General features: G+C 67.2%; 28 protein-coding genes and 4 pseudogenes. 19 read left to right on the top strand and 13 right to left on the bottom strand.

Annotated features, from left to right (window positions below; translation table 11 throughout):
* Window positions 1–162: 162 nt before the first annotated feature.
* Window positions 163–546, bottom strand: coding sequence for an ester cyclase (locus ACIRP2_RS37505; RefSeq protein ID WP_404258251.1), 384 nt, complete (start codon window positions 544–546; stop codon window positions 163–165).
* A 116-nt stretch (window positions 547–662) separates the two neighbouring features.
* Between ACIRP2_RS37505 and ACIRP2_RS37500 the strand changes: the two genes are divergently transcribed.
* The 3 genes and pseudogenes from ACIRP2_RS37500 to ACIRP2_RS37490 all read left to right on the top strand — a co-directional run.
* Window positions 663–1004, top strand: a complete 342-nt coding sequence (locus tag ACIRP2_RS37500) for a YciI family protein (RefSeq protein WP_404258250.1) — start codon at window positions 663–665, stop codon at window positions 1002–1004.
* 199 nt (window positions 1005–1203) lie between these two features.
* A complete protein-coding gene (locus ACIRP2_RS37495; RefSeq protein WP_404258249.1) occupies window positions 1204–1848 on the top strand; it encodes a dihydrofolate reductase family protein in 645 nt (214 codons plus the stop codon).
* A gap of 65 nt (window positions 1849–1913) precedes the next feature.
* Window positions 1914–2207: pseudogene (locus tag ACIRP2_RS37490) on the top strand (site-specific integrase); the annotation flags it as partial.
* 116 nt (window positions 2208–2323) lie between these two features.
* Here ACIRP2_RS37490 and ACIRP2_RS37485 read toward each other — a convergent pair.
* Both ACIRP2_RS37485 and ACIRP2_RS37480 read right to left on the bottom strand, forming a co-directional pair.
* Window positions 2324–3418 carry an SGNH/GDSL hydrolase family protein gene (locus ACIRP2_RS37485; protein ID WP_404258248.1) on the bottom strand — a complete coding sequence of 365 codons (1095 nt, stop codon included), beginning with the start codon at window positions 3416–3418 and terminating at the stop codon, window positions 2324–2326.
* Between the two features lie 426 nt (window positions 3419–3844).
* Window positions 3845–4486: a hypothetical protein gene (locus ACIRP2_RS37480; RefSeq protein WP_404258247.1), complete on the bottom strand. Its 642-nt coding sequence runs from the start codon at window positions 4484–4486 to the stop codon at window positions 3845–3847.
* Between the two features lie 227 nt (window positions 4487–4713).
* Between ACIRP2_RS37480 and ACIRP2_RS37475 the strand changes: the two are divergent.
* From ACIRP2_RS37475 to ACIRP2_RS37460, 4 genes and pseudogenes are all read left to right on the top strand, one after another.
* Window positions 4714–4941, top strand: a pseudogene (locus tag ACIRP2_RS37475) (dihydrofolate reductase family protein); the annotation flags it as partial.
* Between the two features lie 242 nt (window positions 4942–5183).
* A complete protein-coding gene (locus ACIRP2_RS37470; RefSeq protein ID WP_361293292.1) occupies window positions 5184–5396 on the top strand; it encodes a helix-turn-helix transcriptional regulator in 213 nt (70 codons plus the stop codon).
* On the top strand, window positions 5386–5772 hold the full coding sequence (locus tag ACIRP2_RS37465) for a hypothetical protein (RefSeq protein ID WP_404258246.1): 387 nt from the start codon (window positions 5386–5388) through the stop codon (window positions 5770–5772). Before ACIRP2_RS37470 ends, ACIRP2_RS37465 begins: the two co-directional genes overlap by 11 nt.
* A gap of 338 nt (window positions 5773–6110) precedes the next feature.
* Complete coding sequence (locus ACIRP2_RS37460; protein ID WP_404258245.1) at window positions 6111–6608, top strand: hypothetical protein; 498 nt, start codon at window positions 6111–6113, stop codon at window positions 6606–6608.
* Window positions 6609–6616: 8 nt separating this feature from the next.
* Here ACIRP2_RS37460 and ACIRP2_RS37455 read toward each other — a convergent pair whose 3' ends face one another.
* Both ACIRP2_RS37455 and ACIRP2_RS37450 read right to left on the bottom strand, forming a co-directional pair.
* Window positions 6617–6829: a transposase gene (locus ACIRP2_RS37455; RefSeq protein WP_404258267.1), complete on the bottom strand. Its 213-nt coding sequence runs from the start codon at window positions 6827–6829 to the stop codon at window positions 6617–6619.
* Window positions 6830–7198, bottom strand: coding sequence for a hypothetical protein (locus ACIRP2_RS37450; RefSeq protein ID WP_404258244.1), 369 nt, complete (start codon window positions 7196–7198; stop codon window positions 6830–6832).
* 1210 nt (window positions 7199–8408) lie between these two features.
* On the opposite strand from ACIRP2_RS37450, the gene ACIRP2_RS37445 reads away from it, so the two are divergent.
* On the top strand, window positions 8409–8801 hold the full coding sequence (locus tag ACIRP2_RS37445; protein ID WP_404258243.1) for a hypothetical protein: 393 nt from the start codon (window positions 8409–8411) through the stop codon (window positions 8799–8801).
* 102 nt (window positions 8802–8903) lie between these two features.
* Window positions 8904–9473 (top strand): TetR family transcriptional regulator, encoded by a 570-nt coding sequence (locus ACIRP2_RS37440; RefSeq protein WP_404258242.1) that lies wholly within the window; start codon window positions 8904–8906, stop codon window positions 9471–9473.
* A 385-nt stretch (window positions 9474–9858) separates the two neighbouring features.
* On the opposite strand, the gene ACIRP2_RS37435 is transcribed toward ACIRP2_RS37440, so the two are convergent.
* Complete coding sequence (locus ACIRP2_RS37435; RefSeq protein WP_404258241.1) at window positions 9859–10362, bottom strand: hypothetical protein; 504 nt, start codon at window positions 10360–10362, stop codon at window positions 9859–9861.
* 118 nt (window positions 10363–10480) lie between these two features.
* On the opposite strand from ACIRP2_RS37435, the gene ACIRP2_RS37430 reads away from it, so the two are divergent.
* Together ACIRP2_RS37430 and ACIRP2_RS37425 are read left to right on the top strand one after the other, a co-directional pair.
* Window positions 10481–11089, top strand: coding sequence for an SMI1/KNR4 family protein (locus ACIRP2_RS37430; protein ID WP_404258240.1), 609 nt, complete (start codon window positions 10481–10483; stop codon window positions 11087–11089).
* A 270-nt stretch (window positions 11090–11359) separates the two neighbouring features.
* On the top strand, window positions 11360–11899 hold the full coding sequence (locus ACIRP2_RS37425; RefSeq protein ID WP_404258239.1) for a GNAT family N-acetyltransferase: 540 nt from the start codon (window positions 11360–11362) through the stop codon (window positions 11897–11899).
* Window positions 11900–12109: 210 nt separating this feature from the next.
* On the opposite strand, the gene ACIRP2_RS37420 is transcribed toward ACIRP2_RS37425, so the two are convergent.
* Window positions 12110–12874, bottom strand: a complete 765-nt coding sequence (locus ACIRP2_RS37420; RefSeq protein ID WP_404258238.1) for a class I SAM-dependent methyltransferase — start codon at window positions 12872–12874, stop codon at window positions 12110–12112.
* A 38-nt stretch (window positions 12875–12912) separates the two neighbouring features.
* Between ACIRP2_RS37420 and ACIRP2_RS37415 the strand changes: the two are divergent.
* A pseudogene (locus tag ACIRP2_RS37415) lies at window positions 12913–13266 on the top strand (transposase); the annotation flags it as partial.
* Window positions 13263–13793, top strand: a complete 531-nt coding sequence (locus tag ACIRP2_RS37410) for a GNAT family N-acetyltransferase (RefSeq protein ID WP_404258237.1) — start codon at window positions 13263–13265, stop codon at window positions 13791–13793. The pseudogene ACIRP2_RS37415 and the gene ACIRP2_RS37410, both read left to right, overlap by 4 nt.
* Before the next feature lie 115 nt (window positions 13794–13908).
* Here ACIRP2_RS37410 and ACIRP2_RS37405 read toward each other — a convergent pair whose 3' ends face one another.
* Complete coding sequence (locus tag ACIRP2_RS37405; protein WP_404258236.1) at window positions 13909–15117, bottom strand: serine hydrolase domain-containing protein; 1209 nt, start codon at window positions 15115–15117, stop codon at window positions 13909–13911.
* Between the two features lie 191 nt (window positions 15118–15308).
* Between ACIRP2_RS37405 and ACIRP2_RS37400 the strand changes: the two genes are divergently transcribed.
* Complete coding sequence (locus ACIRP2_RS37400) at window positions 15309–16430, top strand: histidine kinase (protein ID WP_404258235.1); 1122 nt, start codon at window positions 15309–15311, stop codon at window positions 16428–16430.
* Window positions 16418–17062 (top strand): LuxR C-terminal-related transcriptional regulator, encoded by a 645-nt coding sequence (locus tag ACIRP2_RS37395; protein WP_404258234.1) that lies wholly within the window; start codon window positions 16418–16420, stop codon window positions 17060–17062. The genes ACIRP2_RS37400 and ACIRP2_RS37395 overlap by 13 nt, the downstream gene beginning before the upstream one ends.
* Window positions 17063–17389: 327 nt before the next feature.
* Here ACIRP2_RS37395 and ACIRP2_RS37390 read toward each other — a convergent pair whose 3' ends face one another.
* Complete coding sequence (locus ACIRP2_RS37390) at window positions 17390–17530, bottom strand: hypothetical protein (protein ID WP_404258233.1); 141 nt, start codon at window positions 17528–17530, stop codon at window positions 17390–17392.
* A gap of 26 nt (window positions 17531–17556) precedes the next feature.
* Here ACIRP2_RS37390 and ACIRP2_RS37385 point away from each other — a divergent pair, with 26 nt between their 5' ends.
* Window positions 17557–18084, top strand: a complete 528-nt coding sequence (locus ACIRP2_RS37385) for a hypothetical protein (RefSeq protein WP_404258232.1) — start codon at window positions 17557–17559, stop codon at window positions 18082–18084.
* Window positions 18085–18102: 18 nt separating this feature from the next.
* Window positions 18103–18387, top strand: a complete 285-nt coding sequence (locus ACIRP2_RS37380; protein WP_404258266.1) for an FtsX-like permease family protein — start codon at window positions 18103–18105, stop codon at window positions 18385–18387.
* A 100-nt stretch (window positions 18388–18487) separates the two neighbouring features.
* Here the strand turns inward: ACIRP2_RS37380 and ACIRP2_RS37375 are convergent, their stop codons facing one another.
* The 4 genes and pseudogenes from ACIRP2_RS37375 to ACIRP2_RS37360 all read right to left on the bottom strand — a co-directional run bounded on the left by ACIRP2_RS37375 (window position 18488) and on the right by ACIRP2_RS37360 (window position 21998).
* On the bottom strand, window positions 18488–19273 hold the full coding sequence (locus ACIRP2_RS37375) for a DNA alkylation repair protein (RefSeq protein WP_404258231.1): 786 nt from the start codon (window positions 19271–19273) through the stop codon (window positions 18488–18490).
* A 49-nt stretch (window positions 19274–19322) separates the two neighbouring features.
* Window positions 19323–20507: a GyrI-like domain-containing protein gene (locus ACIRP2_RS37370; RefSeq protein WP_404258230.1), complete on the bottom strand. Its 1185-nt coding sequence runs from the start codon at window positions 20505–20507 to the stop codon at window positions 19323–19325.
* A gap of 138 nt (window positions 20508–20645) precedes the next feature.
* Window positions 20646–21472: pseudogene (locus ACIRP2_RS37365) on the bottom strand (IS5 family transposase).
* A 199-nt stretch (window positions 21473–21671) separates the two neighbouring features.
* Window positions 21672–21998, bottom strand: a complete 327-nt coding sequence (locus ACIRP2_RS37360) for a rhodanese-like domain-containing protein (protein WP_404258229.1) — start codon at window positions 21996–21998, stop codon at window positions 21672–21674.
* Between the two features lie 36 nt (window positions 21999–22034).
* Here ACIRP2_RS37360 and ACIRP2_RS37355 point away from each other — a divergent pair, with 36 nt between their 5' ends.
* The gene (locus ACIRP2_RS37355) at window positions 22035–22664 is read left to right on the top strand and encodes a TetR/AcrR family transcriptional regulator (RefSeq protein WP_404258228.1); all 630 of its coding nucleotides are present in this window, start codon (window positions 22035–22037) and stop codon (window positions 22662–22664) included.
* A 158-nt stretch (window positions 22665–22822) separates the two neighbouring features.
* On the top strand, window positions 22823–25495 hold the full coding sequence (locus ACIRP2_RS37350; protein WP_404258227.1) for a WD40 repeat domain-containing protein: 2673 nt from the start codon (window positions 22823–22825) through the stop codon (window positions 25493–25495).
* Window positions 25496–25722: the final 227 nt, after the last annotated feature.

Below are 25722 nucleotides of genomic sequence, written 5' to 3'. Positions count from 1 at the left end.
GTGGCGGGTTTCTGACGTATCTGGGTCATGCCCCAAGAAGGGCGCGAGGCCCGCGACCGCTTGTCTCCTCCCGCCGGACGAGCCTGCGGCTGCTTCCTTTCGCCCGGCTCGACCTCGAACAGCCCATCGCCACTACGCACACCGAAATCACCTCGCACGTGATCAACCTGGGGTCACGCTGCTACCCGCCGGGCGGTTGAGCGTGGATATGCCCCAAAGTTCGGCGATGCGACCGTCGTGTACCCGGAAGATCTCCATCATCGAGGGCAGGGGCTGGTCATCGACGCCTGCGCCGCCCAAGACGCCATGCAGGGTCGTGCGAACCGCCACCTTGTCCGCATCCACGACCATGTCCTCGACCATGATCTGGATGTCGGGGAACACGGCGTGAAGCCCGCTCCACGCCTTCACGACGCTGTCGACGCCGACAGTGCCCATCGGATGGCTCACGAAGTCGGCGGAGAAGATCGTCTCTGCTCCGGCGACGTCACGAGCGTTGAACGCCTCGTACATGCGCTGAGCAACGGCCTTTGCGTCGTGCGTCATATCACTCCCCAGTCGTTGGCGACCTCAGCAGTCAACCACGCGTCCGACTCACCCAGGCCACCAGCGGTCAAGGCGTCGTCCCCCCTCGGCCAAAGCTGAGCCGATCACCGGGTGACGTGATACGTCAGCCACCCAAGAAGCCGAGGAGGACGCCGTGCTGCACCTGCTGTTGCTCCACTACACGGGTTCGGAGCCCGGCCGCGAAACCCTTCATCAAGGACCACGTCGCCTACCGGGAGCGGCACCACCGCGACGGAACGTTCCTGGTCTCCGGCCAGACCTATCCCACCTCGAACGGTGGCGCCATCGTCGCCCACAGCGTCGCCCGTTCCACGATCGAACAGATCACGGCGCAGGACCCGTTCGTCGCCAACAGCGCCGCGAAGTGCACCATCACGACCATCATCCCCGGACGGGTACACCCTGGCCTCGCCAGCGTGCTCAAGCCAGCCCACTGACCCGCGGCCCCACCCGAGGGACGAAAAGCTGTCCGCGGCCGTCGGGTAGTCGTCGCGGGCCGACCGCTCTTGACATGCCGGCGGAGGGTTCAGCAGATCAGATGACTCTGCCGGTACGCGTCAAGATCCGTCGATCGGCTCCGACCTCACGGTGACGATCCAAGTCTCACCACAGTTATCGCCATCACAGGAGGAACACGTGGCTCAGCTACTGAGAGTCCAGAACTTCAATGTCTCGAGTGACGGAATCGGTGCCGGTGAGGACCAGACCCTCGAGAGGCCATTCGGTCATGTCGAGCCCGAGAGGCTGTTCGCCTGGGCCGGCGCCACGGCGAGCTGGCCCATGCGCACCGACCCCGGGGGCAGCCGAGGTCTCGACGACTACCTCACGCGGGACTACGCCCGCAACATCGGCGCCGAAATCATGGGCCGCAACAAGTTCGGGCCCCAGCGCGGGCCCTGGCACAACCACGAGTGGCGCGGCTGGTGGGGGGACGAGCCCCCGTTCCGCACCCCGGTGTTCGTCATGACCCACCACAAGCGCCCTTCGTTCACACTCTCCGACACCACGTTCCACTTCGTCGACGGCGGCCCTGCCACGGTCCTCGAACAGGCCCGGGAGGCGGCGCAGGGCAAGGACGTCCGACTCGGCGGTGGGGCTACCACCATCCGGCAGTTCCTCGACGCCGACCTCGTCGACACCCTGCACGTGGCGGTCTCGCCGCTGAAGCTCGGATCCGGAGTACGACTCTGGGAGTCCCCCGATGAGCTGCTCGACCGGTTCCACCTGGAGGTCATTCCCAGCCCGAGCGGGGTGACGCACCATCTGTTCTGGCGAAAGTGACCGGTCCTCAGGGCTGGCCCCGGCTGGCTGTTTTGCTTCCCGGGGCTGCCCTGAGGCGGGCCGTCATGCTCAAGGGCCGCACCCGCGGGCCGGCGTTCGTCACCCACCGCCGCCCCGGACCGGGCAAGGTCCTCGGCCCGCGCGACGTCTGCCCGGACACCGGCCTGGCCCACCTCTCCTGCGGCCAGGCCCGCGCCCTGCTCGACCAGCACATCGCCCTCGCCGGGCCGGGCACGGGCTGGGACCTGCACGAGTACCGGCACTCCTCGCTGACCCACCTCGGGGAGCGGGGCGCCTTCGAGCTGATGCTGATGGCCAAGTCGAGGCACAAGAAGGTCGAGAACGTCCGTCGGTACTTCTGGCGACGCCTGTCATTGAGGGCCGGCCCCGACCCGGTTCGTCCCGGCACCGGCCCTCGTCGTCGTGGCGGTGACCAGGCCTCGGCCCGGTCACGGATTGGCTGGGCCGCCTTGCTTCACGGGGTAAGGCCGGCGGCCTGGAAGGCGGCTTCGGCTTCGTTGCGCTGGTTGAGCGCTCCGTAGTAGTTGGGGTGGACGAAGGTGCACGCCTCGCCCTTGGGTAGCAGCGCGGGTACCTGTTCGCGGGCCGGGCACTGGTACTGCGCCGGGTCGGCGGGCTTGTCCACTCCGGGCGGCATGACCAGGTTGGAGAAGACGCCATACATCCAGCGGTCGGAGCCGCTGGCACACACGCCGTGCTGTTCGCTTGAGGTGTAGGTGTCGACGTAGGTGGCCTGGTTCTCGTCGGCCGCGTCCGCGATCTTCTGGTTCAGCCTCTGCTGCAGGGAGTCGAGGTACGGTGCGTCGCTGGTCAGCCGGACCGTGCCGAGCTGGTGGAAGTTGCCGTACGCGCAGCCGAACGCGGAAGGCACGATGGCGGGGTACCCGAGCAGGAACACCTTCGCCTCGGGGGCCCTGGAGTGGATGTCCGCCAGAGTGGCCTGCAGGCCGTCCTCGACGATCTGCCAGCGCTCGTTGAGCCAGTGCTGCCCTTGCTCGGACTCGTAGTAGGCCTTGCAGTACTTGACGGGCAGCGTCTGCTCGGCCCCAATGGCCAGGCAGTTGTTCATGATGTCCCCGAAGCCGAGGTCGTTGCCGCCGATGCCGACGGTGACGATGTCGGTGTCGGCGTTCACCGCGTCGATCTGCGGCGTCTTGGTGACCCAACCGCCGTGGTCCTTGCCGTCGGCCGGCGGGCCGAAGAGCACGCCGTCCGGCTGGGGCCCGAGAACCCCTTGCGCGACGGTGGCTCCGCCGCACGTCACGTCGGTCATGTTCACCCAGCCCGGGTGCGCCGCGTTGAGGTCCCGCTTCAGCATCGCCTCCCAGCTGTACCCGGAACGGCCGCACCCGTCGCTGTCGGCGGGAGCGTCCCACGGCGGGACCATCACATCCGCACTGTAGGAGTCTCCCAGAGCCACCCAGTTCAGCGTCTGTGCGGCCCGGCCGCGCTCAGCGCTCGCGTTGGCTGATCCGGCACTCACCGCACCGACCAGCAACAGGGCCGTCGAGGCGAGGGCCACCAGTCGACCCATGGACTTCGGACGCATCCGCGTCCCCTCTCACTCAGCGTAGCCATTTGACTACACGCTAAAGATAGGGCGGCCATGAGGCCGATCGAGTGGGGTGCACCAGCCAAACCACCTGGGCGTATGACGCTGAGGGCTCGCATGGCCGCTTACGTCCGCACGATCCAGCGTCTGCCCCCCGTCTCCAGCACCCGTTCCGTGCGCGACTTCCTGAACACGAGGGGGCGAAGGAGGATGATGTCGCGGCTTCCGCCCGCACATGGACGACATCGACCGCGTGAAGAACTCGCCGCTGGTCGGGATCGGCCTGTGACCGCCCACGCGAGCACGCCCGCCCGCCGGACCGTCGACCAGGAGGACGACGCCAGCAGGATCGGTGACAGCGTTCTTACCGGCACCCCGTCTTCCGCGAGCGGGCGGTTGGTGGGGGCTTCGGTCGCGAAGGTTCTAGTCGGAAACCTCAGACCACACAGTCACCTGTGCCGTGTCACCGATGTCGGAGTCATTGCTCGTCGACGTGATCGTCAGCACGGCGATGCGCCCAGCATCGGTCCGGACGCAGACCACCGTTCCTTTCTCCACCTTCACTCTTGTCCCCCCCTGGGTGGAGAGCAGGTCGGAACAGTCCCGTCTGTTGGGCATTTTCGAGCCTGTCCAGAGTGCCAATCGGGGCTCGTTCACCACGCTGTAAGCATCTATATGTGAGGGGTCGAACGGGGCGATGACAATGTCGGGGTCAGGGTCGGCGATGCCGATCTTCGGAGGGACGACGTCGAGGTCCGGCCCTGCGTTCGCAATACGCACGGACCCTGTGTACTGGATCGCTTTCGAGTCAGAGCTCGAACTTACGCTAGGTGCAGGGTCGTCCGCCGAACCAGACTCCGTGGGCTGATTGGTCGGCGGAGTAGCAGTCACTGGTGGCACGGTCCTGCCTGGCGTCTCGGAGGCCTGCACCGATGGCTTATCGTCCTTGCCGGCGCTGGTCAGAACTGCAGGGGCGACAGCGGTGATCAAGCCGAAGACGCCACCGCCAAGGGTCGTGATCACAGCTACGAGGAGGGCGACCTTGCCGGTTTCGCTCAGCCCCACGAACCAATCCCGGGCGCGGCGCAGGGCTGACCGTCGAGACGGTGGGGGCGGTGGCTGTGGGGCGGAGCCCGGGTTGGGCGTCGGGCTCGGATTGTTGTTGTTAGAAGGCGACGCAGAAGACACCCAAACTCCCAACTACGACTGTTAGTTGTGATCCGAGAGAGTAAAGCAGTTGGGTCGTCGGCGGACGGCTCGCAGAGATTCAGGGTGCACGGCGAAGCCCCCAGCGGGAGGCGGCGCAGGGCAAGGACGTCCGACTCGGCGGTGGGGCTACCACCATCCGGCAGTTCCTCGACGCCGACCTCGTCGACACCCTGCACGTGGCGGTCTCGCCGCTGAAGCTCGGATCCGGAGTACGACTCTGGGAGTCCCCCGATGAGCTGCTCGACCGGTTCCACCTGGAGGTCATTCCCAGCCCGAGCGGGGTGACGCACCATCTGTTCTGGCGAAAGTGACCGGTCCTCAGGGCTGGCCCCGGCTGGCTGTTTTGCCTCCCGGGGCTGCCCTGAGGCGGGCCGTCAAGCGATGGTTGCTTAGCGATACTTGTCGGGCTACGGCAGTTATACGAGAACCGGGCCTTCCATACCGGGCTGGCCGTCAGCACTGTGAACTCGCTGCGCGAGGCGCTGTTGCGAGCCCTGCCCTTCCTGTAAAGCAAGCTTGACATCCACCGAGGGGTGACAAGTAAGCTTTACACGTGCGAAACAGCGTCAGGGAACTGAGGTCGTCACGAGGGCTCTCCCAGGGCCAACTGGGCACGGCCCTCGGGGTCTCCCGGCAGACGATCAACGCCATCGAGACCGAGCGGTACACACCTTCCCTGCCGCTCGCCCTGTCCATGGCCAAGTTCTTCGAGGTCAGCGTTGAGGAGATGTTTCATGCCGATGAGGGCCCAGCAGATGACCAGTAGCACAGCCAGGTGGTCCGTCCCCGGCTTCTTCCTCGTTCTCGGAGGCGCCTGCCTCGTGGCCGCGACGTTCGGAGGCCGCCTCGCTCTCGGCCTGGTGACGTTCGGGATCCTGGCGGTCTGCAGTCTCGCCTTAGTGCTGCTGGGGCGCCGGAGCGAGACCTATCAGGGCCTCACCGAGAAGGAACCCGACGAGCGCTTCGCCCGGATCGCAGGACGAGCCTGGGCCGGCACGGGCGTGGTGCTAACCGTGGGGAATCTCAGCGCCTTCATCGGTGAGCTGGCATCCGGACGAAGCGGCGATCCGTACTTCTGGTTCGTGGCCACCGCCGCCATCACCTACGTCACGTTCGCCGTCTTCTGGTCTCGGCATACCTGAGACGCTGGCGCCTCGAACGGCTCGTCACCGTACGTCCAGCCAGGCAACGCGATCATCCTGGTCACCGGAGGTCAGTGCCGGATGACGCTGAGCGGGCGTGGGCAATGGCGGACAGGTCAGTTCCCGGCCGAGTCCTGGGCGGCGGCTCGACCTTGGACTTCGGTGGCATCGGCGCCCCTTCATCACGCAAAGCACTCCGATGGCCCCACCGCAAGCACCCAAGTGGTGTCAAATCTCAGGTTCTGGTCCAACTTCTGTGGAACTCTCACGCTCTGTAACCTGCCGGACTGGATGGCCCTTCGTGACTCGTTGACAGATCTGTTTGGGATCATGCCCACATGGACCTCGACCTCGCCCCGCCGACTAACGTTGGCCCGTTGCGGATCGGTATGACTCGGCACGCGGCCAACACAGCGCTGGACTCGCTCCGCGATCTCTCTGCGATCTCGGAGTCCGACCGGCCGGGTCAGCACATCTTCCGTCCCAGTGGACTGATGATTAGCATCCACTGCGTGCGCGACATGCTTGAAGCCGTCGAGCTGGGAAGGCCGTCGTCCCAGACGGATCGAGTGTGGTTCCAGGGTGTGGACGTGTTCGCGCTTCCGGCCCGCGAGGTTGTCCGGCGCGTCGGTGAGGTGACCTCGATCGAGGAAGACCCTGACGACGATGCTTCATTCATCGCCCCGGACTTGCTGCTGAGCTTCTGGCGTCCGTTCGCAGCCGATGATGAGCCGGAGGAAGAGCAGGGCTACTACTTCAGCTCGGTCTTGCTGGCACGGCCTGGCTACTACGACACCCCTGCTCAGGCTGCGGAACGACTCCAGCAGAGCTCGTGACTGTCCCGTCAGGATGCCAGCAGTACTCGTTTCCGCAGGAGGCCGAAGCTGGCCCGGCCGTACATCTGGCGCTTGATCATTTTGATCCGGTTGATGTGGCCTTCGACGATGCCGGAGCTCCACGGCAGTGTTAGGCCAGCGGTGACGGCGGCGAGATCGCGTTCGAGGCCGTTGACGAGGGTGTGGAGGCTGGGCAGGTCGTCAGCGCGGACCGCCTTGATTCATGGTGGGAGCTGGTCGCCCTGGAGCTGGGCGAGCATCTTCCCGAACGCGCGGACATGCCTGGTGAGGGCATCCAGTTCGGGGGAGCCGGCAAGGACGGATTTGAGCTTCAGGCGCTCGCTCTCCGGCAGGGTGTCGGGGTGAGTCAGGATCCAGCCGGTGACCGTGCGTGGGGACGGCGGGCGGGCTGCAGGTGCGATCGGGGATGTGCGGAACGGCTGGAGGTAGGTGCGGACGGCGCCGTAGCCGCCGGTGTAGCCGTGCGTCTTGATCTCTTCCCAGAGGGCATCGAGCAGCGAGCCAGGAAGATCCCCACGATGTTCTGGCCGTCCTGGACAGTCCGGCTCACACCGCCTGAAGGAATCCATGCACGGACCCTGGCCCCCGTTCTGGCCGCCTTGCTGCTGATCCCCAACAGCCGCACCCCCTTGGACCACGCCGCCAGGCTGGTCGACGAGGTCAGTGACGGCTCGAGATCTCACGCCTCCTCCAGGAACTCGACGACCTTCCGCAATGGCCGGACATCGTCACCGTCCTGGACCGGCTCGCCGACCATCTCGACGCCGATGACATCCCCATCCACCACGGCCGGCGCCTGGACTACACCGGTCTGCTTCCCCGCGACCGCTGGCTGGAGATCTGCCGCTGCACCGGAACACCGCCGGGAACCGGCCGACGCGAACGCATCGTCCGCAGCCAGCCGACGACCTGGGTGGGCTCGACAGCACAGAGTTCCGGGCGGCATCAGCGCGGTTCACCGCGCCGGAACTCGCACACGCTCTCCAGCAGGAAGCCCTCGGCTTCCTGACCTCTCCCCACATCCACGACGAGCCCGTGGCTTGGCAGCCTCCCACCACCTTGCTGGCCGGACTCTCCCTACCCGGACCTGACCCGGCGCACATCGCCCTACTCCACCTGCAACCAGCTCGTACGAGAGCGCCGGCACCCCGTTCAGTACGCCGCCCAGGCCCTGGGCACGACCGTCGAGGCCATCCGGCATGTCCTCGACGAACACCCAGCCCCCGCGCTCCCGCTGACGAAGAACGCCGCCAGAGCCACCGGCCGCGTCCGGCAGCAAGCCCGGCAAGACATCCCGGCAGAGCGCTTCACCCAGTTCTACCTTGACGAACACCGCTCGCTCCAGCAGATCGCCACCCTCACCGGCTTCTCCCGCAGACTGCTGACCGATCTCGCCAAGGAGTATGGAATCCCGCTCAGGAAGGGCCCCCAAAACTACAGACACCGTGGCGTCGTCGAACGGGACTGGCTCATCGAGCAGTACGTCCACCGTCGGCGAACTTTGCCAGACCTCGCCCGCGAAACCGGCATGAGCACCGCGAATCTGGCCCGCTGGGCCCACGCCCACAACATCCCTGTCCGCCCCCGTGGCGGAGCAAGTCACAACGTGGCCCTCCGAGCCCACGACCGCCGTCAATCGCCTTCGCCATCATGAGCGGATGACGACAAGCTTGCGCTGCTACTGGGATGAGGAAGACATCTGGTTCTACTTCGAGGTCGGCCCCGAAGGATGGATGACCCCAGGTTGACATTGACCGGCCGGTCAATAATATTGGCCGCATGGTCAATAGTGATGGGATTCACGCACCTCATCAGCTCGGTGCCGTCAGTGTGCTGGTCGGGGTCTACGTCGCCGCCATGGTCGGAACGGTCGTGGCGCTGGCGGTCATGGCGTCCACGGCCCCGGAACAGGCGACCGATGAAGCGTGGGGGCACGCCCTGCTCGTCATGTTCTTCGCAATCCTCCTTCTGGTGCGACTCCGGTCCGCCCGATCAGGCAGCACGAGGGCAGTCCGGGCACTCGGCATCATTGCCACGGCGATGCTTGTCGTGAACCTGGTGGAAGCCGCCCTGCCGGGTGTCTTCCCGGGGTGGATGCGGGTCGAGATGGTGGCGATCGCCCTGTGGATGTCGGTACTGCTTATCCTGGTCCGTCGTTCGGCAGGCCGCTGACTGGTGTCTCTCACAAACGCGCTAGCTAGGAATATTGGTGTGAACACACCCCACGGAGAGCCTCGACCACGTCGGAGTAATCGCCAGCGCCTCAGCGAGGAGGTGCGTCGGACACAGATCATCAAGGCCACGATCGCGGTGGTTGCCGAACTCGGCTACGAGGGTGCCTCCCTGGCCCGGATCGCCGAGCAGGCGGATGTTTCCAAAGGCCTGGTCTCGCACTACTTCACAGACAAGGATCGCCTGATGGAAACAGTCGCCAGGACGACTCTGGCGACCCTCAGGCAGACCATTGCCGACTCTCTCGTCCTGACCGATCCGGTTCCCGAGGTCATCCGCGCGGCGATTCGCCGTGTGGCCCGCCTGAGCGCGACGCACCAAGCCGAGCTGACCGCGATGCGACAGATCAGCACCAACCTGCGTGAGGCCAATGGGACCCTACGTCTCGGCCTCACCGACTACGAAGAGACCTACCAAGGCCAGGAAGCCCTGTTCCGTCGCGGTCAGGAAGAGGGTAGCCTCCGCGACTTCGACACCCGGGTCATGTCGATCACCTACCAGGGTGCCATCGACACGATGGTCACCTACCTCCATGAGCATCCCGAGGCCGATGCCCACCACTACGCGGACGCCCTCGCTGACCTCATCGTCGCCGCCATCAGGCGCTGCTGAAGAGATGCCACGGAACTGAGACACAAGCGCCTGGACACGGCCCGAGACAACTCCGAAACCCGCTGATCAGGGCGGTGTCCTAGGACATGAGCGGCGAGATCCTACAAATGCGATGCGGCGAGCGGGCGGGCCTGTCCCGACGCGAGCAAGAGCCCCTTCAGGGCGCTTGACCGCCCCCTCGCCGCCCATCGATGTCTCCCGAACGGGGCCCTGTTCTCAGCCATTGCTTGCTGGGAACAAGGCAGTCTTCTCGGCGAGTGGCGTGTCGTCGTGCGAGGGACCTGATGATCTACGGCAGCGGCCCTGTCCAGGGCGCTCGCGAATCGTCCACTGGAGGCAGAGCCGTGCACGGCACCATCACCCTTGACGACGACCCCGATCTCGCTCACCTGGTCGACCTCCTCGATGTCCTTCCGCACCCGGACGTGTCAGCCTTCTGGGGCGACGGTGACCACAGCATCGGGTCCAAGATCGGGTACAGGCTCAGGGAAATCCTCAACGGCAACGGACGCTCACGCCGAGTCGTTAAGACTGCGGAAGGCCCCATCAACCCCCCCGACGCAAGCAGCTCGGCGATCACCGTCACCATCTTCCGGATGCCGGGATCTCGAACGATCAGCCCGTCCGAGCACCAGAAGCACCGACCGCCTGCCGCTTCTCCTGTCTCCTCCCACCTCTTCGTCAACCGGCTGACCTCGGCGACTGTGAAGATCGTCGCACTCCAGCGAGAGCCGTCGGGGAGGCGAACCTCAGCATCGACGTTGCAGACCTTGTCGAGTGCCTCCTCAGGGTTCGGGAGGAAGAAAGCCTCGAAGCCATCGGTTCGGACGCGATAGTAAGGGCCGTCCCATCTGGCCTCGGAGCGCAGTTCCGTGCTCGTGCTGGTCACCTGGGGAGGATCCCGGCGCGCGACGCCGGGCACAACTGGCTTGCGGGCAGATGATCACACTGGTGACACCCCGGCCAGTGAGCAGGTAGTTTGCGGGAGGACAGAGAGAAGAGTTCGCATGGACTCCCGGATCGCCCGCATCCGACGCAAGCTGGCCAAGGTGCCCTACGCCGCACTGCGAAGCCACTCCTTCGGTGAAGAGAAGCACGGGTTCCGCCTTGAACCCCCGTTGCCGGATGCGAAGGTCGCCGAGTTCGAGGCCGACCACCACATCGAATTGCCCGATCCCTACCGCAGCTTCCTGACCACGCTGGGCGGGGGCGGAGCATCGCCTTTCTACGGCCTGATGCCGCTGCAGTCATGTCGGCTGTTCACGATGGACCCCCGAGGCGAGCCCAGCCGCCCTCGGGGTTTCACGTTCGCCGGCGGCCCGCCTCACCGAAGCGACCTTTTCCTGCACATCATCGAGGCAGGGTGCACCGACCTGGTGCTTCTCGGTATCACCGGTCCACTGGCCGGCCGTGTCGTCACCGGCAACGTCGACGGCTTCTGGGGCCCCAACGTCTCGTCGGCCACCGACTTCCTGGCCTGGTACGAACGCTGGCTCGACCACATGCTCGACGGCCGCGACAACCGTGACCTGGAACTGACCTCGCCCGCCCTGCGAGCGCCTCTCGGCCGCCTGATGAGGAAGCACCGCAGCCGAGAGGATGTGTCACGCAACTGAGAATCCGGATTCATGTCATCCGATTGAGAACGGGCCGAAGGCGCACGTCGTGCAGTCGATCACATGACATCGAGGCTGAGAACCTACACCAGCTGTAGGGTCTCAAATTTCGTGTCGGAATCTCACGGTCGATGTCGGATCTAAGCCGGATCCGACACTGAGCTGAAATTCGCAGGTCGCTGCCGTACCTCAAAGTGTTGCTGGTGCGGTCAAGAAGCACCGGAAGTAACGGAGCCATCCGTTGTCAGTGGTTACTGAGACCCTCCCTGCATGCATTCCGACTCGCTCCGCTTCGCACAGGCGACCACCGCGCAGGACATCGACCAGGACCGGCGCCAGGCCCTCCTCAACTGCTGGATCGATGTCTCCAACGCCGGCGGCGCTGCCGGCTTCCCGTTCCCTCCCATCGACGAACGGGATGCCACCCCGGCCCTTGAGACCATCCTCGAAAGCCTCGCCCCCCGAACCAGCCGCCTCCTGATGGCCCTCGACAATGACGAACTGGTGGGCTGGCTCAACATTCGCCGCGATACCTACGCCCTCATCGCCCACTGGGGAACACTGCATCACGTTCAAACCCACACCAGCAGACGCGGGCAGGGGATCGGCGGCGCCTTGGTGAAGGAAGCTCATCGCATCGCGCGTGAGGACATGGCCATTGAGCAACTGCACCTGGCTGCACGCGCTGGAGAGGGGCTGGAGACCTTCTACGGAAACCTCGGCTGGAAGGAGATCGGGCGCTGGCCAGGAGCCCTCCGCTTCAGGTCCGGCGACGATCGCGACGAAGTCCTCATGCTCGTCAATCTCTGATCTGAGGAAATGACACGTTCCTGAGACTGCAGCTGAAAGACACGCTGAGTGGCTGTTGTTGTTCCGATCTTGAGCGGTGCCGCTCGAACGAGAGTCTCAGTATCGGGTGACCACGGTAGGCGCCGGGCATGAGAAGGCGGCGTACATGGTCGTCTCGGCGCAGACCCTCGCGCGAGGCTCGCCGTGGCTCCCCAGGGTGGAGTGTCGCCCCTACCCGGATCGCCTACGCGCGAGATGGACGATGATGTCGGCGGCGATCTCGATCGTCTCGGGCAGGACCCGCGTGATCGCATCGTATGCCTGCTGTCGCCTCGATTGCGGCAGTTGGAGATACGCCGAGACGGTCGACAAGTAGCCGATGTAGTCAGGAGCGTTCATCGTCAAGCGCCGCTTGACGACGGCCTGCTGAACGTCGAGGAACAACGGAGACCGTTGCAGCTCCGTGCCCGGCCACTGCATTTCCTCATCAGAAGCAGTCCCGTCGGGAGATGGAACCTCGTCGCTTTCCAGGAACGGCGCCCGCGCCGTACGCACAGACTCCGCAACAGCTGGGTCAGCCAGCTGAACCTGACCACCGAATGAGGCGAACATGCCCTCTGGCTCCAGTAGCGCGGCCACTCTTGACCACCGACCCTCCGGGCGTGTCCAGTGCAGGGCTGCAGCCGCATAGACCAACCCATAGGTTTCACCTAGCCGCAGGTCCTCGAACGCGGCCCGCACGGTCGCCACGTTCGCGGGCACGGCCTTGTTCAGCTCGGCGAGCATGGCAGCATCGGGCTCCGTCGCCGTGACCGCGACCCCGTGGTCAGCGAACAGGCGGGTTGCTTTGCCTGTCCCTGCACCGATCTCCAGGGCCGTCCGAACTGGCTGGCCCGCATACGTCATCACCAAGTCGAAGAGCTCCTTGGGATACTCCGGCCGGAACCTTTCGTAGGCTTCCGCGATTGCGCCAAAGCTCAGTGCACGAGCAGACATGCCACGCATCCTGACACGAACGGGGCAGACAGCGCTTGGCGATCGAGGCGTTGGCGAAGACCTACGGAGCGAAGTGGCCCAAGGCCGTCGCGAAGGTCACCGACGACCGGGAGGAGCTGCTGGCGTTCTACGACTTTCCGGCCGAGCACTGGATCCACCTACGGACCACGAACCCGATCGAGTCGACGTTCTCCACGGTCAAGCTCCGCGCCAAGGTCAACCGCGGCGCCGGCAGCCCGGCCGCAGCCCTCGCGATGGTGTTCAAGCTCGTCGAGTCCGCCCAGGAACGTTGGCGCGCGATCACCGGAGCCCACCTGGTGCCCCTGGTCCGTTCGGGCGCCCGGTTCGAGAACGGCTTCCTGGTCGAGCGCTCTGAAAGAATCACAGCATGACCGGCCAACGCCACGCCGCCACCGAATCCCACCGGCCCTTTGCTGAACCGGTCCGGCTCGACCTGTCCGATCCCGACACCCTGCGTCATCTGTGGGACCTTCAGCGGGGCTCCTACGCGGTCGAAGCCCGGCTCATTGGCTTCGACGGCATCCCGCCCCTGCACGAGTCCCTTGAACAGTTGCGCGCATGTGACGAGTCCTTCCTCGGGGTTCACGACGAGTTGAGACTTGTCGGAGCGGTCGCCTGGACCCGCTTGCGGAACGGGGCTCTGGACATCTGCCGCCTCGTGGTCCATCCCGTCGCGCATCGCCGCGGCGTTGCAACAGCACTGCTCGACGCTCTGGACTCGATCGAGTCCGCGGAACTGACCGTCGTCTCAACCGGAACCGCCAACCTGCCCGCGGTCGAGCTCTATCGTCGGCGCGGATTCATACCTGTCGGCGAGCGCCAGATCGCGCCCGGCGTCGCGGTCACGCTGCTGGAACGCAAGAACGCATCAGCATCTCAGCCAACCCAGGTGATGTAGTCAAGATGACGTCCGATCCGCTGCGGGAGTGCGGACGCCGCCGTCGCCGCCCGGCCTTCCTGATTCAGGGCCGTGCGTCGTGCAGATGTCCCGTACCCGCTCCGTGCGGAGGACCTCAGCGCCGCTGATGGTCGGCGTTCGAAGTCAAGCACAGGGCGTTGTCGACCAGCTTGCTTTCGGCCTGTTCCACGTGCAGGACGTCGTTCGCCGATTGGGCGAACACGCCCGACAATGAGACCGTGACGCTACGCCGGCCGTCGGCGGTGACACCGTCGGCGGTGATCCACCCGGAATCGCCGCCCTCGTGGCCCCAGTACGTGCCGCCGCACGACAGCGGGCGCGAGAAGAACCCCAGCCCATCACGGACGCCGGGCATGAGCTGCTCGAACTCCTTGCTGACTGGGATGGTCTGTTTCATCTGCGTCAGCTGCGCCGGGGGCAGGAGTCGACCGCCGAGCAGGGCGCGGAAGAATCGGTTGATATCTGCGGTGGTGGAGACGAGTCCGGCCTCTCCATTGGTGCCCGGGCCGACCTGCTCGGTGACGTTCACGGGCGGTTCGCCGGGCTTGAACCTTTGGTAGGTCTCGGCGTGTGGCTGGGGCAGCTTGGGTGAAGTACCCGGCCCGAAGGTGTGCTTGAGGCCGAGCGGCCGGACGATCCGATCCTGTACCTCCTGATGCCAGGGGTGCCCGGTGACCCGCTGGATGATCATGCTGAGCAGGACGTAGCCGGTGTTGGAGTAATTCCAGTCCTTGCCGGGCTGGAAGTCCGGCCGGTGGCGCATCGCTCGGCCGACGGTCTGCTCGGGGGTGTAGGTGTCGTATCGGTGCTGGTAGAAGTTCTTCGCCGAGGTGTAGTCGGGGTAGTCGTCGTGGAGGCCGCTGGTGTGCTGGAGCAGTTGGCGGATGGTGATCGCGCGGCCGTCATTGCCGTTTCCGGACACCACGCTGGGCAACCATCGCTCGACCGTGTCGTCCAGGGAGAGTTTGCCGTCGCCGGCGAGTTGCAGGATCACGGTGGCCACGAACGCCTTGGTGACGCTGGCTATCCGGAAGTAGCCGTTCGAGGGGACCGGTCGCCGGGCCGTCAGGTTGGCGACGCCGCTGGTGGCGGTGAGGTTTCGGCCGTCAGGGGTGGCCAGGCGGGCCTGCACTCCCGTCACGCCGAGTGCGGTGATCGCGTCGGCGTCCCGCCGGAGCTGGGCCTCGGCGTCGTGCTGGAGCCGGGCCTGGTCGTCGTGCTGTTTGGCGGCGCTCGCGCCGGACGTACAACTGGTGGAAAGTATTCCGGCCACGACGGCGGCCAGGGCCAGGTTCCATCGCATGGATCGGCCGCGCCGCCGCCCTGAACGAATCGGTGAACTCATCATGGGCGTTGACACTAGGTCTGGCTCAGGTGTGCAGACGATACAGCTCACCCGTGGGAAAAAGGGGTAGCTGGCTGTAGTGCCAGGCTCGGTCGCCATGGCTCAGTCTTGTGCGAATGAACCACCATGGAGCCAGTCGGCTTTCGGCGATGTGGCGCGGCCTGGGTTATCTACTCGGAAGCCTGTTCACCGCTGCGGTCGCCCTGTTCGCGCTGCCCATACTCATCGTCCCGATGATGGCTCGCGCCTGGGCGTCCTGGCATCGTCGCCGCGCAGACCGGCTGCTGCGTTCTCCGTTTTCCGGTCCCGTCCATGTCGGTACGTGGCGTGTTCTCGGGTGGCTATGCACATCCATCGTGAGCAGTTTGGCGTTCGGGCTCCTCGTGGTGCTGTGCGCAGGTAACGCGGTGGCCACGGCCATCACGGTGCCCTTGTGGTGGGCGTTGCCCGCCGGCACCCGCGCGGGCGGCTTCGCCGTCGGTGTTCCATTGTCCGGGTGGGGCACGGCGTTGACCCTGGGAACCGCACAAATCGTCATCTTCGCGGCCCTGACCTACTGGCTGGTTCCACTGCTGGCGCGCCTACACGCCCGGATCTGTGCTGCGTTGCTGTCCCCCTCGGCCGCCGAGAAGTTGGCGCAGCGTGTGGAGACGCTGACCGAGACGCGGGTCGGCGCCATGAACGCGCACGGCGCGGAACTCCGCCGGATCGAACGTGACCTGCACGACGGCACCCAGGCCCGGCTGGTGTCCATCGCGATGCGGCTGGGCGTGGCCCGTGAGTCGCTGAGCGAGGACCCCCAGATGGTGGCCAGACTCTTGGCGGAAGCGCATGAGAGTACCGAGGAGGCCATGACGGAGCTCCGTGCGGTGATCCGGACGATCTACCCGCCGATCCTCGCCGATCGCGGCCTCGCCGGGGCGCTGACCGCGCTGGGGACCCGATCGGCGATCGACACCACCCTCGATATCGGCGGCCTCGGCACGATCCCCGCCGCAGTCGAGGCCGTGGCGTACTTCACGGTCGCCGAGGCGCTCACCAACGCTGCCAAGCACAGCCAGGCCACCCGGACCACCGTTCGCGTCGCACGCGACGGTGACCGGCTGTCGATCGAGGTCACCGACGACGGAGTCGGCGGCGCCGACGAGACGCTGGGTACCGGCATCGCCGGAATCCGCCACCGTGTCCTGGCGCTCGACGGCACCTTCCACATCCACAGCCCCGTCGGCGGCCCGACCACGATCACTGTGAGGCTGGCATGCGGGTCGTGATTGCCGAGGACAACGTCCTGCTGTCCAATGGGCTGGAACTCCTGCTGACCGCCAAGGGCTTTCACGTCGCCGCGATCACCCAGGACGCCCCCGGCTTCGTCGCTGCCGTCACCGAACACCGACCAGACGTCACCATCGTTGACGTACGGCTACCGCCAACCTTCCGCGACGAGGGCATCCACGCCGCCATCCACGCCCGCCGCGAGCATCCCGGCCTGCCCGTGCTCGTCCTCTCCCAATACGTCGAGCAGCAGTACGCCGGCGAGCTGATCTCCGATGGACGCGGCGGCGTCGGCTACCTTCTCAAGGACCGGGTGAGCCGGGTGAGCGAGTTCATCGACGCGCTGCGGCGGGTCGCCGCCGGCGGTACCGTCATGGACCCCGAGGTGATCGAGCAGCTCCTCACCCGTCACGCCCACGACCCGATTGCCGCCCTCACGCCACGCGAACGCGAAGTTCTCGCCCTGATGGCCGAAGGAAAGGACAACGCCACGATCGCGGCCCGGCTCGTCATCACCGAGAACGCCGTCCACAAGCACATCGGCAACATCTTCGCCAAGCTCGGCCTCTCGCCGGCCGACAGCGGCCACCGCCGCGTCCTCGCAGTCCTCACCTATCTCAGCCGCCACTAGGTAAGACGTCATCTCAATTGGTGTCTGACTGCGGGGATAGCCGCTGGCAGACAGGCTGCGGGGGTTGTCGAATGCTTCGGTGAGTGACTACTGGACACCCGCTCATCACGCAGTCGAGCACGAGGATGTAGTGACCCTGGCCCGGTTGCTGGCCGTGTTATGATGGACGAGCCAAGTCTTGTGCTGGCGGCCGCCGGTCACCGGGCAGTACGTACTGAAGCCAGAGAGCGCGCACGTGAGCGAGCACGCAGGCGCCGGAACCGGCCATCACTTACGAGTTGGTGCGTGACAGCGGGTGGGTCGTGTTGGCCTGGAGAGGGCCGTTGTTCAGATGGCCGCAGCGCGGTCGGAGACGAGGCCGGCGATGGCCTGGTAGGTGGCGGGCAGCCGGTCTCGTCGGTGTGTCCAGCGGGTGAGTTGCTTCCAGCGTTTGTGGTCGGCGAGGGCTCGGGTGGGCGTGGCCCGCACCTGCCTCGGGCTCGCGGTGCGGGCAGTTGGGCTCTGACGGCATCGCGCAGGCCGTCTCGGACGGACCGCTGGACGAAGTCCTCGATCTGGGCGTCGTCCAGGGCCGGATCGGTCGACTGGGGGCGCGGGACGTCGCGTTGAGCGAGGACCTGCCCCGGCGCGCCCACGTCCGGGCGGGCGCCGAGGTGTGCCTCGCCCTGGAGGACGAGCGGGTGGTGAAGGTCAGGGTCGCCGCCGTGTACAGCCGCGCCCGCGGCTTCGGCGACGTCGTGCTGCCCCAGCGTCTTGGATCCGGGCACCTGGTCGGCCGGTCGCTGCTCCTGGACGCCGTGTACGTACGCGCCCAGCCCGGCCGGGAGCGGCTGTTGACCGGCAGCCTCGCGACGTTGCACCGGGCCGAGCCGTCCTGGCAGGTGCTCGACCGCGACGCCTACCGGGCCGAAGCCCTGCGCTGCCAGAACGCCTCCATGGCCGCCACCTATCTCCTCCTCGCGGTGGTGACCGTCTTCACCTCGATCTCCGTCGTGAACACCCTGGTGATGACCACGATGTAATGCTCCGGCGAGTTCGCCCTGTTGCGTCTCGTGGGCGCTACCCGCAGACAGGTCGTCCGCATGATGGGCCTGGAGAACGCGGTGATCGTGCTGGCCGCGCTCCTGGTCGGATCACTGGTCGCGGGGGTCGTTCCGTCGGTGTTCAGCCAGGCCCTGACCGGGTCGTCGCGCCGGCGCCTCGACGGCGCCACGCTCGCCCTCATCCTGGGCGGCGCGGGCATCCTCACCCTTGCCACCGGCGTCTCCACCACACGCATCGCCCCGCGCCAGCGCCCGTCCGCCGCACTGCGCGGAGCCGAGTAGAGGGCGGGCGACACAGGCCTGGCAGGGGGGGCAGCCGAGGTACGGCCGGAAGGGATGGCAGGCGGTAGAACCCGACGCTGGGAAGCAGCATTCGGGGTGGTCAGGAGCGTCGGCGTGGGTTGAGTTCGGCGTGGGTGTGCAGCAGGTTGCGGCGGGTGTGGTCGTCGATGGATCGGGTTGCCTCGCGCAGGGTGAGGCCGGATACCTTGGGCAGTCGCTGGAGCAGCCAGTCGGTGATCTGTTGTGGGTGGTGTTTGGCGCCCTCGCGCAGCGTCCAGCCGAGTGCCTTGCGCACGAAGAAGCGGGAGTCGGTGAGCAGTGGGGCGGCGAGCTCGGAGAATCCCGGGAAGTAGTGGGGGAATTCGCCCGGGTCGCGCAGTGCTGGCAGGTAGGAGAGGATTCCGCCGCGGCGTACCCACTGGTGCTCGTCGCGGCTCCACCGCAGGTAGTCGTCGGCGGTCTGCGGTAGCCGCAGCAGCAGGGTTCCTGCGACCTTGGGGGCGATCAGGTCGACGTGCGCCCAGGTTTGGCTCTCGCGCAGCAGTTGCTCCAGGTAGGCGGTGTCCTGGGGTTCGAGTAGGTCGGTGCTGCTCTGCAGGAGCAGAGCGGCGCACGAGCGGGATTCGTGGACCGGTGGGGTCCACAGCTTCTGGCTGAGTTCCAGCAGGGTGTCCCGGTCGAGCCCGGGGTGTCGGTGCAGGAAGTTGCGGACCACGGTCCGCATGGCGGGCAGTGGAACGCCGATGTGTTCTAGCGGGCTCTTGAGGTAGGCCTTCTCGCCTTCGGCCCGTCCGGGCACGGCGTTGTCCTCCAGTGCGGTCCTGAGCTGGGCGGCGAGAACCGGCGCGGGCGGGGTGGGCGAGGGTCGGGAGGCTGTGCGGTTCACCGGTGTCTCTTGGTTCGTGTGAGGTGCGGTGTCTGGGGTGGGCCGCGGTTTACCGGTCGAGGTGTTCGACCGGCTGGCGCAGGATGGTCTTCATCTTCTCGGGGGCGGTCTTGCGGGGGTCGCTGAGGTAGATCTCGTGGTGCAGGCCCGATTCCCGCAGGCCGTGGGCGTCGAGGTAGCTGTGGTGGAGTTCGTGCAGCACGGGTGCCTCGTCGTCGTAGGAGCCGGTGTGCAGCACCTGGGCGCTGGGGCCCTCGTGGAGGGGCAGGTGCCGCAGCTGGGAGATCGTGGGGAGTTTCTTCTTGGCCAGCGCGGTCTGCTTGGCGTCCTCGATCATCTCCTTGGTGATCCAGGGGGGCATGTTGATGAGCATGGTCCAGTTCCAGGTGTCCTTGGCGCGGGCGGTGAACGCCTCGGGCCGCTGCGCCCACCACAGTCCTTCGAGCGGGGCGACGACGAAGTCGCCGCCGCCCGTCCGCTTGCTGGCGAACTTCAGGGTGTAGGCGACCGCGTAGAGGGCCTCGACCGCGGCGGCGTAGGCGGGCGCGGTGTTCGGGTTCCCGGTGCCGTCGATGGCGATGAACTGCTGTTCCGGAATGTCCACGACGGCCCACGCGGTGTTCTTGGGTGCGTAGAGCTCCTTGTGTTGCTTCTTGACGTCGTACGGTGCCACGGGTGTCTCTCTTCCTTGGGGGCGAGCGTCGCCCAGCGATGCCCGGTAGTGGGTGAGCCAGGCCTGTTCGGCTGACAGCTGGCCGAGGGTGTAGTCGAAGATCGCGTGCACGAATCCGGGGGCATGCTGCTGACTGGACGCGGCCCGGCGGACGTGTTCGATGCGCTCCGCGAGGGCGCGGGAACGCTGGTCGAGGGCGGCGAGCAGGCGTTCGTGGTCGACGGCCGGCTGGTTGGCCAGTCCCACCAGGACGCGCGGGAAGAGCGGATGGGGCTCCGCGATCGCCTCCTCGGCCGCCTCCGCGCAGGCCCGGTGCCCTCCGGCGGTCGCCGCGTAGATCTTGCGCGCCTTGCCGCCCTGGGACTGTGACGGGCCGACCTGGCTGATCAGGCCCCGTTCCCGCAGTTTCGTCAGCAGGTAGTAGATCGAGCTGAAGCCGATCTCGGTCCAATCGCGCATCCCTCGCTCGGAGATCACCGCCTCCAGCTCGTATCCGTGCCGGGGCTGCTCCACGAGCAGGCCGAGCAGCGTCAGCTCGGCGGCGGACAGGTTTGACTTCATGCTCTTATTCTAGCGCTAGAATAGCTGGCGTCTGCTGTACGTCCGGCGCCCGGACGGCCTTGCTGGTGCGGCGCTGCCGGCTGCTCGGCTGATCAGACCAATGCCGGTGATTTAGAGGTCGCACAGATAGGCGTGTGCTCATGGACGGCGGTGCGGGCGTTCGTCCCAGCGGTGAGTCGTCCATGCCTGTCGAATGAGGCTGCGCACGGTGGTGATCGTGTCGGCAAGATCGAAGAAGGCGTCGATGACGGTGGCCCGGCGCTCGTAGCAGCGGGCAAGGCGGTAGAAGGCGTTCTGCCAGGCGTGGGTGCGCTCCACGTGCCACCTCTGGCTCGCCTGGATCGGCGCCTTCTCGCCTTTGCGCGCGATCCGGCCGTGCAGGCCACGGTCGCCGAGCAGGGTGCGAGTGGTGTCGGAGTCGTAGCCGACGTCCAGGTGGACGGTGATGTCGTCGGGTAACGGCCCGAGGCCGTTCAGGCGGTCCAGGGTCGGGGCGAGCAGCGAGGAGTCGTGGCAGTTGGCTCCGGCCAGGACGCGGCTCAGTGGAATGCCGTAGCCATCTGTCATGCCGGAGCGTTTCAGGTCCTGTTTGCCGCGGTCGACCGGGGAACGCCCGGCCACCTTGCCGCCGGGGGCTTTGGTGATGGTGTCGTCGATGGCGATCTGGTCGAGAATGAGGCCGACGATCCGGTCACAGGACTCCAGCGCGATTTGCTTGAGGCCGGGCGAAGATGCCGAGCTGGATCCACTCGTCGCGGCGGTTGCGGATCGTGGTGGCCGGTCGTGTCGGCGATCGCCTGGTAGGAGCAGCCGAACCGCAGGAGCTTGTCGAACACGATCCGGTCCTTGATGCGCGGGCGGTGGCAGCGCAGGGGATGGTCCGGGTGATACCGCGGCCGCTCCGGAAGCAGGGCGGCGAATTGGTCCCACAGGGGTCGGGTCAGCCATGCCGGTAGTGCGGGCACGAACCTTCCAAGTGATCAAGGAATGTCAGCCTCTTGGCTGAGGCCGTTGACAGGCTGCGTCGAACTCGGCCCATGTCGTCCACGCCGTCTGTGCCTCACTGGGGTGCTCGGCGGCTTGTCGACCCGGCATCGTGCATGGATGCGTGACTGCCCCCGGGGGAGGGCGGGGCTTGTCTGGCCGCCCTCCCCCGGGGTGGGGTCAGGCGGACTCGGTGGGAAGGCCCGCCTCCGCCCAGTCCTGGATGCCCTCGCGGTATTTACGGACGTTGGTGTAGCCGAGAGCGGTGAGCCGGTCGGCGACCTGTCCACTGTTGGGGCACGCCGGGTTGGAGCAGTAGGTGACGATCGCCGCGTCGCGGTCGGGGAGCAGGGCGGACGCCTGGGTCTCCACGTCGGCCAGGACCAGTTCGAGTGCGCCAGGAAGGTGCTGCTTGGCGTAGTACTCGCCGCCCAGAGTGTCGACGACGGTCACGCTGCCCGCGTCCATGGCTGCCTTGAGCTCGTCTCGTGTGATGAGTGCGGTCATGCCCCTGCCTTTCAAATATCGGACTATAGTCCGGTTGTGGCTCACGACAATAACGGACCGCAGTCCGATTCTGCAATGCTGCTGGAACTCCTGCGCACCCCGCCGCCAAAAGAGCAAGCACGCTCGGCACGCAACCGTGCCTCCGTGCTGGAAGCGGCCGCACGGCTGTTCGCCGAGCACGGCGTGGAAGCGGTCTCCATGGACCAGGTGGCCGAGGCCGCCGGTGTCGGCAAGGGCACCCTGTACCGCCGCTTCGGCGACAAGTCCGGGCTGGCCGCCGCACTCCTTGACGCTCGAGAACGCGTACTGCAGGAGGCGATCCTGTTCGGACCGCCACCGCTTGGCCCTGGAGCCGCCGCCGAGGAACGGCTCACCGCATTCATCGACGCTTATGTCGACTACCTGCTGGAGAACCTGGCTCTCATCCGTACCTCGGAGACTGCTGCGGTCGGCGCCCGGTACCGGATCGGGGCCTACCGGTTCTGGCACCGCCACACAGCGATCCTGCTGGGCACCACACCCGACCCCGAACACGCCGCTCACGCCCTGCTCGCCGCGCTGGCCGCCGAACACGTTGCCGCCCTCCTGCCGGAGCTCGGAGAACAACGGATCCGGGCCGGCCTCATTCGCCTCGCCCGCTCGGCGATGCAACCCCCCAGTCCGTAGGGCAAGGGCCGAGTCGTGAACCCACACCTATCCGCGCGACCTCTAACGACTCGGTCCGCGATTGAGGTCAGGCCGTGCTGGCCTGGCGGGTCGGCTGGTGGGTGGTCAGCGGACCGAGTCGTAAGACCGTGTCAGTGGGGGCGATTACCGTGTCGGCCATGACTGACGCTCTGTGGGATGAAGCTCCATCGGCTGGCCCCAGCGCGGTGCCCGGCGGCTTGACCGACCCGGGCTGGCTCGTCTGCGCGGACCCGGACTCGGTGCTCGCGCTGCTGGGAAGTGCGTCGGAGCCGGAGGATCAGCGGGGGGCGACGGTGTACCGGGCCTCGCTCGACGTGCACCGGCATCTGACTGCCGCCGAACGTCGCTTCGTCCTTGCACTGGACGCGGCCAGGCTGGACGATGAGGATCTCGCGGCGCAATTTGCGGCGGTGGCGGTTCCCGGTGCAGAGCCGCTCGGCTGGGAGCCGGCCTGGGTCAGAGGCTCGCAGGCGGATTCCCGCCTGGTGTGGACGCTGACCGGTCACCAGGGCCACGTGTCCGCTGTCGCCACCGCCGTGGTCGCCGGTCGCGCGGTGGCCGTGACCGGCAGCCGGGACGGCACCGTTCGGATCTGGGATCTCGCCACCGGACGGGAGGCCTGCCCATCCCTGCACTGCCGCACGAATGTCCGGTCGGCGCTGACCGTGGAGGTCGACCGCATCGCCACGGCCACCTTGGACGGTCGCGAGGTCGCGCTGCTGCGCTCGGAGCTCGCCGGCGAGCAGCGGCTACTCCTCCTCGACCTTGCGACCGGGTCCCTGACAGGTGAGTGCGTCCGTGTCGTGGCCGTGGCGGAGTTGGCCGGCCGGAGCGTGGTGCTGACGCTGGAGGACGACCGGGCCCTGCGGCTGTGGAACGTCGCCACCGGCGAGGAGCTGGGCTCGTCCGTGCCGGCGCAGGTGCTGGCCGGTTCGCACGGCTACCCGGCCGCGGTGCGCGTCGAACTCGGCGGCGCGGTGCGGACCTGGGACCTTGCCGGGAACGAGCTCGACTCGGCGCCGGTGGACGCGGACGAGCAGGCGTACGACCCGCAGGCCGTCGCGGTGGTGGTCGACGGTCGGCCGGTCGCCTGCGCCTTCGACGCCCTCGACATCGACCATCTCCACGACGGCGACACCGCGGTGGCTCTCCTCGGTGACCTGGCAGCCGCTTGCGGGCATCGATCCGGTGCGCCCGTTCGCGTCTCCCAGTTTGTGGTGGTGGCCGGGCGCCCGGCCACCCTGTTCCAGGAGTACGGCGGGTCGCTGCGGGTTTGGGACCGGGTGGCCGGCTCCCGGCCCGGCACGCAGGGATGGGTGGTGACCACCGACGAGCTGCACGGACAACCGCTCCGGTTGCCGGCCGAGGCCCCGGGCGAGGACAGCTGGTGCTGGCAACTCGCCGACCCTGCACCGGCCGTGGCAGTGGACGCCGAACGATCAGCCACGCGGGTCCTGGATACCTGCGTCGTCGCCGGACGCACGCTCCGGTTGACTGTCGACGCCGACCACGTGGTGCGGGTGCGGGACACCGCCGCCGGGGCGGAAGTCGGTGAGTGGCCGTTCCCCTGCCACGAGGACCGGATCCGGGCCGGCGCCTTGGCCGAGGTGAACGGGCAGCTCCGGGCGGTGACGGCCGTCCTCGACCAGGGCGTGCGGCTCTGGGAGGTGGCCGGCGGGCGGCAGGTCAACGGCCCCTTCAAAGGGCACACCGGGCACGTGTGGGACGTCGCGACGGCGATCGTGGACGGGCAACCGGTGGCCGTGACCGCCAGTGCGGACCACACCGTGCGCGTCTGGGATCTCGGGGAGCGCAGGGTACGGCGCCGCACCGAGATCTGCGGTCACAAGGACGTGGTGCTGGCGGCCGCCATGACCACCACTCAGGGCCAACCGGCCGTCGTCACCGCCGGTGCGGACAAGACGCTGCGCACCTGGGACCTGGCCACCGGCGTACCGTACGGCGGGGACATCGCCGCCGAAGCCAGCCTCCTGGCGACGGCGGAAGTGGACGGACGCACCGTCGCGGTGACCGCCGCCCCGGACGCCACGCTCCGCAGGTGGGACCTGGATACCGGCAAGGAGCTCGGCCAGGCCGTCGCCGGACCCAACGGCCGGATTCTGGCCCTGGCCACCGCCCGGGTCGACGGGCGACCCGTCGCGCTGACCGGCAGCTCGGACGGCACCGCACAGCGCTGGGACCTGGCGACCGGTCAGCCCCTCGGCCAGCCCCTCGCCGGCCACACCAGCCGACTCACCGCGCTCGCCACCGCCACCGTGGACGGGCGCGCGCTGGCCGTGACCGGTAGCTGGGACAAGACGGTGCGGCTGTGGGACCTGGCCACCGGCCGCCAGCTCGGCAACCCCCTGACCGACCACACCGACTGGGTCACCGCGGTGACCACCACCACACTCAACGGGCACCCCATCGCGGTCACCGCCGGCCGGGACGGCACGATTCACACCTGGAGCCTGCCCGACGGCCGGCCGTACGCCGAGCCGCTGTCCTGCCCCGCCGGGCCCGTACGCGGGCTGGCAACGGCCGTACACGGCACCAGCACCCACCTGATCACCACCAACGGCACCAAAACGGTATCGGTGCGCGACCTGGCCACAAGCACCGAACTCGCGCCACCCCTGCGCTGCCCCGCGCCCGTCCAGTCGGCCCTCGCCGCGCCGGACGGCACACTGGTGCTCTGCTTCGGCCCGGAGATTGCCGTGCTGTCCGCCATTGACGGACAGGCGTCGGCTCGGGTGGGGCCGCGGACTACGACTCGGCCCGCGATGCTGATCGACCAGGCCGTGACGTGACGGTGGCCGCACGGGTTCTTTGAGTGTGACCAAGAAGTGGGCCCGCGCGGCCTTGACTCATCCTGCCTTTTGCGGTGTCTCGCGTACACATCTCGGCGATTTGATCGAAGAGTTGACAGACCCGTGGCTCGCCCGGTGCGAGTCCGTGCGCCGTGAGCGGAGAAGCAGAACACGATCAAGACCACCACCATCAGCGACGGCCAGGGGCCGCCTGCTGTGGTCGGGTG

The sequence above is a fragment of the Streptomyces sp. NPDC101194 genome, assembly GCF_044767885.1.
Taxonomy (GTDB): Bacteria; Actinomycetota; Actinomycetes; order Streptomycetales; family Streptomycetaceae; genus Streptomyces.
Note: the sequence above shows the minus strand (reverse complement) of the source record. Positions and strands in the feature narration are given on the sequence as shown.